The sequence below is a fragment of the Erythrobacter aureus genome (assembly GCF_003355455.1).
GTDB classification, from domain to species: domain Bacteria; phylum Pseudomonadota; class Alphaproteobacteria; order Sphingomonadales; family Sphingomonadaceae; genus Qipengyuania; species Qipengyuania aurea.
The window spans coordinates 2620429-2633407 of record NZ_CP031357.1; the positions used below are offsets into that span (position 1 = coordinate 2620429).

A 12979-nucleotide genomic window follows, 5' to 3' on the forward strand; every position below is an offset into this window, starting at 1 on the left:
CAAAAAGATACGTTTTCGCCACCGATTCCTTGCCACCTCAGAGGCGCGAAACAGCCGATATACTCGATGCGCCAAAATCGCGAGCTGCCGGAAAGTCCGAACCTTCTCATTGCTTCGGTGTCATTCCCCGACAAAGCTGTAATCGGGGAGAGAATGAAACGCGCTTTTCAGAGCATCACCCCAGCTCGAGGAAATCGACCGAAAATAGGGATCGTCGTGAGTGACGCGATGTTCGTGCGCAGGCTCGAAGACATCGCGCTCGATGACCTGGAGATCGAGGGGCAGACCGACCGACAGGTTGGCCTTGAGCGTGGAATCGAAGCTGACCATCAGGAGCTTCACGGCATCTTCCATGCTCATCGTGCGATCGTACCCGCGGATGATGATCGGACGGCCATACTTGGTCTCGCCGATCTGGAAAAACGGAGTATCGTGGCTCGCCTCGATGAAATTGCCTTCGGGATAAACCATGAACAGGCGCGGCTCCATCCCGGCAATCTGTCCGGCGACAATGATCGAAGCGGTGAAGCGCCCCTTTCCCCTGTCTCCGTTGGCGTTCTGGCGCTCAGCTATGATCGTCCGCAACAACTTGCCAATTTCGGTGGCCACCTGAAACATGGTGGGTGACTTAAGGAGAATGTTGTCACGTTCGTCGGGCGCCTTCGTCCGCTCTTCAAGCTGGCTGATGACGGCCTGCGTGCTCGCGAGGTTTCCCGCAGTCATCACTGTGATTATGCGATCACCCTGCACGTTCCAGGTGAACATCTTGCGGAAAACAGAAATGTTGTCGACGCCCGAATTGGTACGCGTATCGCTCATCAGGACCAGACCCCGGTCGAGTATCATTCCCACGCAATATGTCATGCTCTATCCTTTAGGCAGCTTCACTGCTGCACTTGTTGCTGTTCTACAGCGACATCGACTTCGAGCACGGTCGACGTGGTGCCGAAGCTTATCCCGGTAATCGGCGCTGCATCCTGATAGTCGCGCCCCGTGGCTACTCGTACATAGCGCGCATCGGGACTGATCCCGTTGGAGATATCGAATCCCACCCAGCCCAGTTCGTCGACATGGGCTTCGGCCCAGGCATGCCCGGCCTCCTGATCGATACGGTCGTTCATCATCAGGTAGCCGCTGACATAGCGCGCCGGTATGCCCAACGTCCGGGCAATACCAATGAAGATATGCGCGTGGTCCTGGCAGACACCGTTACCGGCGGCGAATGCCTCTTCCGCACTGGTGCGCGAATGCGTGGTGCCGGTCTTGTACTCCACTCGATCGAGAACCGCCGCCGACAGCCGGTGGAGCGTTTCCAGCCGGTCTTCGCCACTCGTCTGTATGTCGGCGGCGAGCTTGCGCATTCCCTCGCCGGGGCGCGTCATATCGGTCTGGCTCAGGAAACTCCAAAGCGGCAGGTGCCCTGCGTGGCGCCCGATTACACCTGCATGATCGTGCGTGTCGACACGGCCCCGGCAGGTCACCGTGACGTCCTGCGCACCCTGCTCCACCGAAACGAGAGTCACCGTATTGTGATGCTGGTCTTCGTAGGTGATTTCGGGATGGGCGTTCTCGTATTCCATTTCCCATTCGAGAATTTCCTGCCCCTGTGTCTGCTTGGGCGTCAGGCGCAGTCGCTGGAGCGCATGGAAGACCGGGGCATCGAAACGGTAGCGGGTGGTATGACGGATCGAGAGGCGCATCAGGACAGGAACCTGTAATCTTTCGCGATCGCATCGCCGATCGCCGCGTTGGACGCCGTGAAATCGACCAGGAATTCGTGCAGGCCCTGTTCGAAAACGTCATCGATGGTGAGATCGGCAATCCGTGTGTCGGCGGCGCGCATGAGAGTGTTGCTCTCCCCTTCCGAGCCGTGCAACCGGGCGAGCGCGGCGAGACTTGCGCGCAGGGCGGAATGGCAGAAGGCCAAGCTGCGCGGAAAACAATCGTCGAGTATCAGGAATTCGCATATCCCGCGCGCATCGATCTGCCCGGCATTGAGCCAGCGATAGGCGCGATCGCCCGACACCGAGCGCAACACTTGGTCCCACTGCCCGGTATCCAGGCTCGAGCCGACGTAAGATAGCGATGGCAGCAAGAGATAATATTTGATGTCCAGAATGCGCGCGATGCTATCGCCGCGTTCGAGGAAGGTACCCGCCTGCCCGAAGTGATACGCTTCGTTGCGCAGCATGGAGCCTTCCATCGCACCATGCGCCATGGTGCCGGCACGGCGGATGGTTGCGACCGTATCGAGTACGCGGTTCTCCCCGACAGGCTTGGCTAGCTGATCCTGAATTTCCAGCCAATTTTCGTTGATCGCTTCCCACAATTCGCCGCTGATGGCATTGCGAGCGAGACGGGCGTTCTGGCGAACCTGCCCGAACATGGCGAGAACCGAGGATGGATTATCCTTGTCGCGCAGGATGTAATTCCATGCCTGCATACCCGTGTAGGTGCCGTGCTTGGCCTCGTAGCCTGCGCGCTGCCCGGCAGTGGACATGACCGATCGCCATTCCTCCTCCGCCGTCACCAAATCGCGCGTCAGCGCCATGCGCAGTCCCGCATCGAGCAGGCGTGCCGTGTTCTCCGCCCGCTCGAGATAGCGGAACATCCAGAAAAGCCCGTTGGCGGTCCGTCCCAACATCAGTCCTTGAGCACCCAGGTATCCTTGGTCCCGCCGCCCTGGCTGGAATTGACCACCAACGATCCCTCATCCAGGGCCACCCGCGTCAGGCCGCCAGGAGTAATGTCGATCTTGTCCGGCGAGACGAGCACGAAAGGCCGCAAATCCACATGGCGCGGCGCGAGGCCTTTCTTGGTGAAGATCGGACAGGTCGACAGGGCCAGCGTCGGCTGGGCGATATAATTCTCCGGCTTGTCGGCGATCTTCTTGCGAAACTCCGCGATTTGCTTCTTTGTCGCGGTAGGCCCAATCAGCATGCCGTACCCGCCCGAACCGTGAACTTCCTTCACCACCAGTTCGGCGAGGTTATCCAGCACATATTTGCGCGATTCCTCGTCGGCGCAGCGATGCGTTTCGACATTGGGTAGCAGCGGTTTCTCGCCAGTGTAGAATTCCACGATTTCCGGCATGAAGGAATAAATCGCCTTATCGTCGGCAACCCCCGTGCCCGGTGCGTTGGCGATGGTCACGCCGCCCGCGCGATAGACATCCATGATAGCCGGCACGCCCAGCACACTGTCCTCGTTAAAGGTCAGCGGATCGAGGAAATCGTCGTCAACGCGGCGGTAGATCACATCCACCGGCTGATAGCCCGATGTCGTCCGCATCGCGACCCGCCCGTCGATCACGCGCAAATCGCTGCCTTCGACCAGTTCGGCACCCATCTGGTCGGCGAGAAACGCATGCTCGAAATAGGCGGAATTGTAGATCCCCGGCGTTAAAACAGCGACAGTCGGCTTGCCTACGGTGCAATCGGGAGCGCAGGCCGCCAGGCTCTTCGCCAGACGCCGCGGGTAATCGGATACGCTTTCCACCGGCACCCGCATGAACAGTTCGGGGAACATCGCCATCATTGTTTCGCGGTTTTCCAGCATGTAGCTGACACCCGACGGCGTGCGCGCATTGTCTTCGAGTACATAGAACTCGTCCGGCCCTGTCCGCACCAGATCGATACCCACGATATGGGTGTAGATGCCGCCCGGCGGAGTAAAGCCAACCATATGCGGCAGCCAGGCATCGTTGTTACGAAACAGCCGTTCGGGAATACGCCCGGCGCGGATGATTTCCTGCCGGTGGTAAAGATCGTGCATGAAGGCGTTGAGCGCGGAAACACGTTGTTCGATGCCGCGCGTCAGTTTGCGCCATTCCGCCGCGGTAATGACGCGCGGAACCATATCGAACGGGATCAGCCGTTCTTCGGCTTCCTCTTCGCTGTAAACGTTGAAGGTGATGCCGGTCTTGCGAAAATTGCTTTCCGCCTCGGTGTGCTTGCGCCGGAGCAGCGCGGTTTCCTGATCGTCGAACCAGTCGCAATAGCCCGCATAGGCCTCGCGGACAGCACCACCGGGATCGCGCATCTCATCGAAAAATTCGGCGTCGCCGGTCATGGTCCCCCGATCAGGATTAAACCGCTGCACAATCATCATGCCAGCGCGAGAGCAGGATACCCTCCATCAGGAGACTAAAGGTTCAGTCCGCGTCCAGTTCCCTCAGCAGCGCCTCGACCGCCTCATGCGTGAGTACGAAGCCCATGTGTGAACACCGCAGCGCCACTGCGCGATCGCGCTCGCCCGGCCTGCCGCAAGCGGCCCGGGGGTGGACGACGCCGTCTCGCGGACTCCAGAAGGCGACGGTTTCGACCGGTGGTTTTTCGTGGGTCACAGCGTCGATCTCGGGTTCGTCCACACGGTGCCCAGCAATCGCCTGATAGGCGCGCCACCCATTATTGGCACGCGGAGACCCCGAGAAGGGCGAGCCCAGGGTGACGACCTTGGCCACCTTGTCGGGATGGGCCTTCGCCAATTCGCGCGCCATGACCCCGCCCAGACTCCAGCCCACCAGGTAGATCTGTTGCCTCCTGAGGCGGTGGAGCTCTACCAGCCGATTCTCGACCTTGCGGAAACGGGCCTCGGTCGCGCCCAGATTGTAACCCAAACCCCATTTTTTAGTCGTGTGCCCGGCCTTTTCCAGCTTTCGCGCCATCCAACGCATGCGGATTGGATGGGCGCCGAAACCGGGCAACAGCATGACGGTTTTCGGATTGCGAGCCGCAGCGATAGACAGCGGCGGCGAGATCAGCCGACGCGCCGGTTCGAGCGGCCAGAGGAACTCACGCAGCAGCAACTGCCAATGCGGCCCCCGCGCATCATCGGGAGAGGGCTCGGCAGCCAGTGCCCAGCGACGCGCGAGTTCCTCGCGATTGGCCAGTGCGGTGTCTTTGAACGGTAATGTTGCCATCACCACGTCATAATACGCGGAGCCGATTAATGGCTCCCGAATTTCACCCGGTCATTTACGCGTCGCAATCGCCAATGCGCTCCTGCGAACTCTTCATGGTCATTTCCATCGACTGACCGTCTGGCCCTTCACCGACCATTGTCATGGTCATCTGCGACGAGGTCTCGCCGCCCGTGCCCTGCAGGGTCATACGGGCAGCACCCTGCCCGTCGGCATTGCAATTCATGATCGCATCGATACTGCCACCCTCGGCCTCGAACTTTTCGAAAGTGCAATCCGAACCGGACTCTTGCGATTGCCGGGCCATTTCCTCGAAGCCCTGCTCGGCCTCCTCCGCAGTCAGACAATATTCGTGAGTCTGCGGACCGCGATCGAACATGCTGCGCATCATGTCCTGCACCTGTTGCGGGGCGCCGGGCATTTCGACATCGACGAACTCCACCGTGGCGCGATATTTGCCAGGTTGCGGCTTGACCATGTCCTCGGTCTTGGCTGCGGCCTCGGCCATCGTGATCTCGCCGTCCCCATCGGCATCGGCACTGGTCCCGCCGCCACACGCGGCAAGAGCGAAGCTGGCGGCGGCGGCAATCACGATACGATGCATAACAGGTCTCCTAAGTCGTCTCCCGAAGCTAGCAGCCGGATGGCGCGAGGCAAGCACCGTTGCACGCCGCCACGATGTTCCCCATATGTGCGCGCATGAGCGAACTCGTTATTCGAAGAGGGCTGGAAGAGCCGGACACCACTGGCGAGTTCGTACCCCATAAGCCCGCGCGCCCCGAAAAATCGATGCCGGGCAAGAAATTCAAGCTCGTCAGCGACTATACGCCAAGCGGCGACCAGCCCACCGCGATCGCCGAACTGACAAGCGCGGCAAAGGATGGCGACCAAACGCAGGTGCTGCTCGGCGTCACCGGCTCGGGAAAGACCTTCACCATGGCCAAGGTGATCGAGGAATTGCAGCGCCCCGCGCTGATCCTGGCGCCCAATAAGATCCTCGCCGCCCAACTTTATGGCGAGTTCAAGAGCTTCTTCCCGGAAAACGCGGTCGAGTATTTCGTCAGCTATTACGACTATTACCAGCCCGAAGCCTACGTCCCGCGCAGCGATACCTATATCGAGAAGGAATCGAGCGTAAACGAGGCGATCGACCGGATGCGCCATTCGGCCACGCGCGCCCTGCTCGAACGCGACGACGTGATTATCGTTGCCTCGGTATCCTGCCTCTACGGTATCGGCTCGGTCGAAGCCTATTCGGCGATGATCTTCGACATCACGAAGGACACGGCTGTCGACCAGCGCGAGCTGATCCGCAAACTCGTCGCCCTCCAGTACAAGCGCAACGATGCCGCCTTCGCGCGCGGCAATTTCCGCGTGCGCGGCGACAGTCTCGAAATTTTCCCCTCGCACTACGAAGACATGGCCTGGCGGATCAGCTTCTTCGGCGACGAGATCGAGGAAATCAGCGAATTCGATCCGCTGACCGGCAAGAAGGGCGCGAGCCTCGACAAGGTCCGCGTCTATGCCAATTCGCACTACGTCACGCCCGGCCCGACGATGAAACAGGCCAGCGAGGCCATCAAATTCGAGCTGCAGGAACGGCTCAAGGAACTGCACGAGGAAGGCCGCCTGCTCGAAGCCCAGCGGCTGGAGCAGCGCACCAATTTCGACCTCGAAATGATCGCCGCCACCGGCTCCTGCGCCGGAATCGAGAATTACAGCCGCTTCCTAACCGGACGCCTCCCCGGCGAACCGCCGCCCACGCTGTTCGAATATTTGCCCGAAAACGCGTTGCTCTTCGTCGATGAAAGCCACCAGACCGTGCCGCAGATCGGCGCGATGTCGAAAGGCGACCATCGGCGCAAGATCACGTTGGCCGAACATGGTTTTCGCCTGCCTTCTTGCATCGACAACCGCCCGCTCCGATTCAACGAATGGGACGCTATGCGCCCGCAGACTTTCTGCGTATCGGCGACGCCCGGAACGTGGGAAATGGAGCAGACCGGCGGTGTGTTTGCCGAACAGGTCATCCGCCCCACGGGCCTCATCGACCCGCCGGTCGAGATAAAGCCGGTGGAGGATCAGGTCCAGGACTGCATCGAGGAGTGCAAGAAGACTGCCCAGATGGGCTATCGCACACTCGTCACCACGCTGACCAAACGGATGGCGGAAGATCTGACCGAATTCATGCACGAAGCGGGCGTGAAGGTCCGTTACATGCACTCCGATGTGGAGACGTTGGAGCGTATCGAGCTGATCCGCGACCTGCGCCTCGGCGTTTACGATGTGCTGGTGGGCATCAACCTGCTGCGCGAGGGGCTGGATATTCCCGAATGCGGGCTGGTCTGCATTCTCGATGCCGACAAGGAAGGCTTCCTGCGCTCCGAAACCAGCCTCATCCAGACCATCGGCCGCGCCGCCCGCAATGTCGATGGCCGCGTGATACTCTATGCCGACCGGATCACCGGCAGCATGGAACGCGCAATGGCGGAGACCGAGCGCCGCCGCGAGAAGCAGCGCGCCTATAACGAAGAACACGGCATCACGCCGCAGACGATCAAGCGCCAGATCGCCGATATCGTCGCGGACACCGCCAGCCGGGATGGCGTCACGGTCGATACGGGCGACGAGGGTCGCAACAACCTCGTCGGCCACAATCTGCGCGCCTATATCGAGGACCTGGAAAAACGCATGCGCGCCGCCGCCGCCGATCTTGAGTTCGAGGAAGCCGGACGCCTGCGCGACGAAATTCGGCGGCTGGAGAACGACGAGTTGGGTCTAGGGGACAACGAGAAGAAGGCGCCAAGGGTCGGGCGAAGCGATGCGGGGCGGCCCGGCACACGCAAGACGCGGTATGGCAAGACGCGCTACAAGCGGATGGGCGGCAAGCCCTAGGGCTCGACTATCGACCGGCGTGGCCGATGCCTCGACGAGCGGCGCCACCGGGACTTCCCCTCGGCAGCTCGCAGGTCCATCCTCCCGACAAGTCTGTGGGAGGAAAGCCAATGAAATTGCCGATCACCCTTGCGAGCGCGCTGGCCTTGTCGTTGGCGGCTTGCAGTGAAGCCCCCGTGGCTGAAGCCGAAGCGCCCGCCGCGCAGGTCGTTTCCGACGACATACTCGCCGCTGCGGTGGCCAATGAGGCCCGTCCCGAGGCGGCACGCGCGCTCGACGAGAGCCGGAAGCCCGCCGAAGTTCTTGCCTTCCTTGGCCTCGAACAGGGCGACCACGCAGCTGATCTGATCTCGGGCGGAGGGTACTGGGCCGAAATCCTCGCCGAGGCGGTGGGCGAGAATGGCAGCGTGACCGCGCTCGAGCCCGAACAATTCTACAATGAGGAGCGCTGGACCGCGCTATCCGCAACCCAGCCCGACATCGCGCTCGAGCGCTACCGCTTCGAGGATTTCCAGAGCGAGGCCGATCGCTTCGATTTCGCGGTGATGAACCTAGTCTACCACGATCTTTACTGGGAATCGGAAGAGTTCGACGTCCCCCGGTCCGAACCCTCCGCCTATCTCGCCACGCTCTATGCGGCGATGAAACCCGGCGGTGTCGTTGGTGTGATCGACCATGTCGCGAACCCGGGCGATACGCGCGAAGCGGTCGAGGCTTATCACAGGATCGACCCTGCGGTAGTACGCGCCGATTTCGAACGGGCCGGTTTCGTGCTGGAGGCGGAAAGCGACATGCTCGCCAATCCGGATGACGATCGCACGACCAGTGTCTTCGAGCCCGAAATCCGCGGGAAGACAGACCGTTTCGTGATGAAATTCGTCAAGCCCGAAGCCAGCGAATAGGGATTGGGACAGGGTTCGGAACCTTTACCCGAACCCTCTCTCTCGTCATAGAAACACCATGATAACGCGCCTGCTCGCCGCCGCTGCGGTTCTCGCCCTTCCCATACCCCTTGCCGCGCAGGAAGAGTCCGCACCGGCTGCCGAACAAGCCGCGACTATCGAACCGCAGGTTCGTACGCGCGACCTTGTCGGCACCTTCGGCGGGCAGCGTATGTCCTACCGCGCGACCGTAGGCGAAACCGTGCTCACGTCGGATAGCGGCAAGTCCGAGGCGGTGATCGTCACCACCAGCTATGTGCGCAGCCCGCGCGACACCTCGCGGCCGGTGTTTTTCATCTACAATGGCGGCCCAGGCTCGGGATCGGTGTGGTTGCAGATGGGCGCCTGGGGACCGAAACGAGTCGCCATCCCTTCCGACGCGCGCGACGATGGGGCGCCGCCCTATCCACTGGTCGACAATCCGGAGAGCTTGCTCGACGTCGCCGACCTCGTCTTCATCGACCCTCCCGGCACGGGCTTCAGCTATCTCACCCCCGGTACCGATCCGAAAAACTATTATGGCCTGCGCGAGGACGCGCGCGCGGTGGCCGAGGTGATCCGCCGCTGGATCAACGACAACGGACGCTGGAACAGCCCCAAATACCTCGGTGGGGAAAGCTACGGCACAACGCGCACGGCGATGGTCGTGGACGAGCTGGAAGGCGGCACCTTCAACGATGTCGGGCTCAACGGCTTGATCCTCGTTTCGACCATCCTCGATTTCGCCGCGCGCGAGCCGACACCGGGCAACGAAATGGCCTATGTGGTGACACTGCCGAACATGGCGGCGGCTGCCTGGTTCCACGGCAAGGCCGAGGCTCCCTCGGTCGAGGCTATCGCGGAGGAAGCGCGCCGCTTCGCGATCGGACCCTTTGCCAGCGCGCTGCTCAAGGGCCAGGATCTTCCCGATGCCGAACGCGCTGCCGTGCGCGCGGAACTCTCGCGGCTCACCGGCCTGTCCGAAACCTATCTCGACCAGGCGAACCTGCGCGTCACCAGCCAGCGCTTCTACAAGGAATTGCTGCGCGACCGGGGCCTCACCATCGGCCGTCTCGATGCACGCTATACCGGCACGGATTACGATAATGCGGGGGAATATCCCGACAACGATCCCAGCTTCTATGGCATCGATGCAGGCTATACCGCTGCGGTCAATACTTGGCTGCGCGAGGGACTGGGCTTCGAAACTACTCGCGAATACCAGTCGATCGGGCGCGAGCCGGGGCAGCACTGGAATTGGAGCCTGTCAAGCGGACCGGGGCGCAGCGCCTATCTCAACGTGGCCCCGCTTATCGGCAAGGCCATGCGCCAGAATGCCGGGCTGAGGCTGTTCAATGCGCAGGGCTATTATGATTTCGCCACGCCCTTTTTCGGCGCCGAGTATTCGCTCAACCGGATCGGTATTCCGCAGGATCGGGTGGAGCTGCACTACTATGGCTCGGGTCACATGATGTATGTCCGCGACGAAGACCGCGCGAAACTGTCGCGCGACCTGCGTGCCTTCATCCGCAATCGCTGAGGATAGCGCGGCCCGCCCGCTTGAACCTGCGCGCGCCTGTGCCATAGCGCGCTGATGCGTCGCGCTCCGGCTTTGCTTCCGATCCTTGTCCTCGCCGCCTGCAAGCCGCCGGCGGCCGATGACTATGTCGAGCGCACACGCATCGGGGGCGAGGTTCAAGGCCCGTCCGAAGCGATCGATTCTCCCGATACGCAAGGCGCGGTCTGGGCGCCTGCCGACAAGGCCCGGCGCCTGCTTTACGGCAAGCCGGGCGAACGCCCGCTATTCGCCATCGAATGCGTTGGACAGGGGGCCGTGCCGATGCTCGCATACACCCGTTTCGCCAAGGCGGACCCGCATGCCAAGGCGGTGCTCGCGCTTATCGGGAACAGCCATGTCACGCGTCTGCCGATCGACGCGATACAGATAAACGACATATGGCGCTGGGAAGGTGCGGCGCCGGTGACCGATCCGCGCTGGGACGTGCTGACCGGCACGCGCGAGGTCGAGGCGACGGTGCCGGGCGCGGGCAGCGTGATTCTCAATCCGAGCGCCCTGCCCGGCGCACTGGTCGAGGAGTGCCGGGCGCTGGCGCAGCCGCCTAGCGACGACGAGCCGAATCCTGCGCCTTCTGCACCAGAAGGTCCGGCGTAAGCACTTGCGGCAATTGCTCGGCCTCACCGCCCGGTTCATACCACAGATAGAGCGGCACACCGGCCGCGCCCTGGCGGGTCAGCATGCGGCTGATTTCTTCATCGGGCTGCGTCCAGTCGCCGCGCATGGCGATGACGCCCGCTTCCTCGAAAGCCTTGCGCGTGGCCTCGCGTTCGATCGCGACGCTCTCGTTGACCTTGCAGGTGACGCACCAGTCGGCAGTGAACCATATGAACACCGGACGACCCGAGGCACGCGCCTCGGCTAGCGCGGCCTCGCTGTAGTCGATGGGATCGAGCAGGCTTTCGGCTGACGCGGCTTGCGCCTCTGGCTTTGGGAGCAGAGTGACCCCGATCCCAAGCACCGCAACGAGGCTGGCGAAAACCACCAGCGCACCAGATCGCGCCCGACGCTGGAACAGGCCGATAAGCGCAAGCCCCGTAAGCGCGAGCACGGCCAGAACAAGCACCGGACCGAGATAGTCCCATCCGCCGATGCGCCAGACGAGCCAGGCAAGCGCCAGCGCGGTCAGCCCCATCGGCAGCGCCATCCAGCGCCGGAAGCTATCCATCCAGGCGCCCGGTTTGGGCAGGTACCGACGAATCGCCGGGACGAAGCCGACCAGCAGGAAGGGTAGCGCGAGGCCTACACCCAAGGCGACGAAGACGAGGAGCCCGTGAATCGGCCTGATGACCAGCGCCGCACCCAGCGCAATGGCCATGAACGGGCCGGTACATGGTGTCGCCACGAAGGCCGCGAGAAGGCCCGTCGAGAAAGAACCCCCTCGCGAGGGCGCGCCGCCCGAAACGGCCATGCCGGGCACTTCGAACAGCCCGAGGAAATTGACCGTGATCGCCAGTGCCAGCAGGAAAAGGCCGACCACGACGACCGGCTCCTGCAACTGAAAGGCCCACCCGACCTGCTCGCCCGCCGATCGCAGGAGCAGGATGGCTGCCCCCAGCGCCGCGCAAGCCAGCACAACGCCCGCCGTATAGGCCAGCGCATCGCGCCGCGCCGCGCGCTCGTCCCCGCCCGCCTTGGCCAGCGACAGCGCCTTGAGGCTGAGGATCGGGAAGACGCAGGGCATGATGTTGAGCAGCAATCCACCCGCCAGCGCGGCGATAAGCAATTGCCACAGGACCGGCTCCGCCCCACCACCACGGATCGGCTTCACCCCTTCGAGCGGCACGTCTCCTGGCACAGCGGTAAAGCGCACGCCGCGGCCGCTGCCGAGATCGAGGATGCCGGTGATCGTCTCGGGGCGCGGCTCGGCCGCGAACTCGACATTGTCCGGCACCGCGAGCCGCTCGATCGCCATTTCGGCCACCAGCAGATTGCCTTCGCTGATGAAGGTCTGCACGCCGGTGTAATCGGGCCTGTCGCCTTCCCCCAGTTCGGGCGTACCGAGGAAGAAGTGAAGATCACCGAGCGCGGTTTCGGTAGGGATCGGAATGCCGACGCGCAGATGCGTAGGTGTGAATTCGAATTGCGCGCTGCTGTCGAGCTGCGGGACGATGGCCGCGCGCCACGCACCGAAACGAGGGTCGGCACCAGCCTGTGCGGGATCGAGCGTCAGACGTGCCTGCTGCGGAACGCAGATCTTGTCTGTGCAGGCCAGATAGTTTGCCATGACGGCGATGGGCGCCACATTGGCGACCGCCGCGCTTTCCGGAACGCCAATCGGCACGAGGACTGCATAGTCGCCCTCGTAAACATGATTCATCAACCCGCCTATCACCAGCCGCTTGGGCAGCGGATAGAGCGGTTCGCCCGCCTCCCATCCCTCGGGCAGGTCCCAGTCCAGTTCCATGCCCAGCCCCGCATCGCCGGGATTCGACCAGTAGCCGTGCCATTCGGGCGTCGAAGGCATGAAATGCAGCGCGACCATCCACGTCTCGCCGGGTTGCGGCGCGCCCTCGGCCACGATTTCCACGGGCATGCGTTCGCTGCCCGGCCCACGCACCTCCTGCTGCGCGCTGGCGGGCGCGATCAGGACCAGTGCGACCAGCATCACCAGCGCGGCGATCCGCTCCAATATCCTTGCGTCGATCACGCTCGCCGCTCTAGGGA

11 protein-coding genes are annotated in these 12979 nt (G+C 62.6%); 4 read left to right on the forward strand and 7 right to left on the reverse strand.

What is annotated here, in order from left to right:
* Positions 1 to 120 precede the first annotated feature (120 nt).
* The 6 genes from DVR09_RS12880 to DVR09_RS12905 all read right to left on the reverse strand — a co-directional run bounded on the left by DVR09_RS12880 (position 121) and on the right by DVR09_RS12905 (position 5525).
* Entirely contained in the window at positions 121 to 864 is a 744-nt protein-coding gene (locus DVR09_RS12880) for a proteasome-type protease (RefSeq protein ID WP_115417288.1), read from the reverse strand.
* A 20-nt stretch (positions 865 to 884) separates the two neighbouring features.
* A complete protein-coding gene (locus DVR09_RS12885; RefSeq protein ID WP_115417290.1) occupies positions 885 to 1700 on the reverse strand; it encodes a transglutaminase family protein in 816 nt (271 codons plus the stop codon).
* Positions 1700 to 2644, reverse strand: a complete 945-nt coding sequence (locus tag DVR09_RS12890; RefSeq protein WP_115417291.1) for an alpha-E domain-containing protein — start codon at positions 2642 to 2644, stop codon at positions 1700 to 1702. The genes DVR09_RS12885 and DVR09_RS12890 overlap by 1 nt, the downstream gene beginning before the upstream one ends.
* Positions 2644 to 4071: a circularly permuted type 2 ATP-grasp protein gene (locus DVR09_RS12895; RefSeq protein WP_115417292.1), complete on the reverse strand. Its 1428-nt coding sequence runs from the start codon at positions 4069 to 4071 to the stop codon at positions 2644 to 2646. The genes DVR09_RS12890 and DVR09_RS12895 overlap by 1 nt, the downstream gene beginning before the upstream one ends.
* Before the next feature lie 82 nt (positions 4072 to 4153).
* Positions 4154 to 4921 (reverse strand): esterase/lipase family protein, encoded by a 768-nt coding sequence (locus DVR09_RS12900; RefSeq protein WP_115417962.1) that lies wholly within the window; start codon positions 4919 to 4921, stop codon positions 4154 to 4156.
* A gap of 55 nt (positions 4922 to 4976) precedes the next feature.
* Entirely contained in the window at positions 4977 to 5525 is a 549-nt protein-coding gene (locus DVR09_RS12905) for a DUF3617 domain-containing protein (RefSeq protein ID WP_115417293.1), read from the reverse strand.
* Positions 5526 to 5620: 95 nt separating this feature from the next.
* Here DVR09_RS12905 and uvrB point away from each other — a divergent pair, with 95 nt between their 5' ends.
* The 4 genes from uvrB (at position 5621) to DVR09_RS12925 (ending at position 10909) form a co-directional block, all read left to right on the forward strand.
* Positions 5621 to 7816: an excinuclease ABC subunit UvrB gene (gene uvrB / locus DVR09_RS12910; protein WP_115417963.1), complete on the forward strand. Its 2196-nt coding sequence runs from the start codon at positions 5621 to 5623 to the stop codon at positions 7814 to 7816.
* A 110-nt stretch (positions 7817 to 7926) separates the two neighbouring features.
* A complete protein-coding gene (locus DVR09_RS12915; RefSeq protein WP_115417295.1) occupies positions 7927 to 8718 on the forward strand; it encodes a class I SAM-dependent methyltransferase in 792 nt (263 codons plus the stop codon).
* A gap of 58 nt (positions 8719 to 8776) precedes the next feature.
* The gene (locus DVR09_RS12920) at positions 8777 to 10276 is read left to right on the forward strand and encodes a S10 family peptidase (protein WP_115417297.1); all 1500 of its coding nucleotides are present in this window, start codon (positions 8777 to 8779) and stop codon (positions 10274 to 10276) included.
* 54 nt (positions 10277 to 10330) lie between these two features.
* Positions 10331 to 10909, forward strand: a complete 579-nt coding sequence (locus DVR09_RS12925; protein ID WP_115417298.1) for a hypothetical protein — start codon at positions 10331 to 10333, stop codon at positions 10907 to 10909.
* Here the strand turns inward: DVR09_RS12925 and DVR09_RS12930 are convergent.
* Positions 10857 to 12962, reverse strand: a complete 2106-nt coding sequence (locus DVR09_RS12930) for a protein-disulfide reductase DsbD family protein (RefSeq protein ID WP_234041449.1) — start codon at positions 12960 to 12962, stop codon at positions 10857 to 10859. The genes DVR09_RS12925 and DVR09_RS12930 overlap by 53 nt on opposite strands.
* Between the last annotated feature and the right edge of the window lie 17 nt (positions 12963 to 12979).

Coding starts and splice junctions, on each gene's coding strand:
- DVR09_RS12880 (WP_115417288.1), bottom strand. CDS start 864: ATGACATATTGCGTGGGAATGATACTCGACCGGGGTCTGGTCCTGATG.
- DVR09_RS12885 (WP_115417290.1), bottom strand. CDS start 1,700: ATGCGCCTCTCGATCCGTCATACCACCCGCTACCGTTTCGATGCCCCG.
- DVR09_RS12890 (WP_115417291.1), bottom strand. CDS start 2,644: ATGTTGGGACGGACCGCCAACGGGCTTTTCTGGATGTTCCGCTATCTC.
- DVR09_RS12895 (WP_115417292.1), bottom strand. CDS start 4,071: ATGACCGGCGACGCCGAATTTTTCGATGAGATGCGCGATCCCGGTGGT.
- DVR09_RS12900 (WP_115417962.1), bottom strand. CDS start 4,921: ATGGCAACATTACCGTTCAAAGACACCGCACTGGCCAATCGCGAGGAA.
- DVR09_RS12905 (WP_115417293.1), bottom strand. CDS start 5,525: ATGCATCGTATCGTGATTGCCGCCGCCGCCAGCTTCGCTCTTGCCGCG.
- uvrB (WP_115417963.1), top strand. CDS start 5,621: ATGAGCGAACTCGTTATTCGAAGAGGGCTGGAAGAGCCGGACACCACT.
- DVR09_RS12915 (WP_115417295.1), top strand. CDS start 7,927: ATGAAATTGCCGATCACCCTTGCGAGCGCGCTGGCCTTGTCGTTGGCG.
- DVR09_RS12920 (WP_115417297.1), top strand. CDS start 8,777: ATGATAACGCGCCTGCTCGCCGCCGCTGCGGTTCTCGCCCTTCCCATA.
- DVR09_RS12925 (WP_115417298.1), top strand. CDS start 10,331: ATGCGTCGCGCTCCGGCTTTGCTTCCGATCCTTGTCCTCGCCGCCTGC.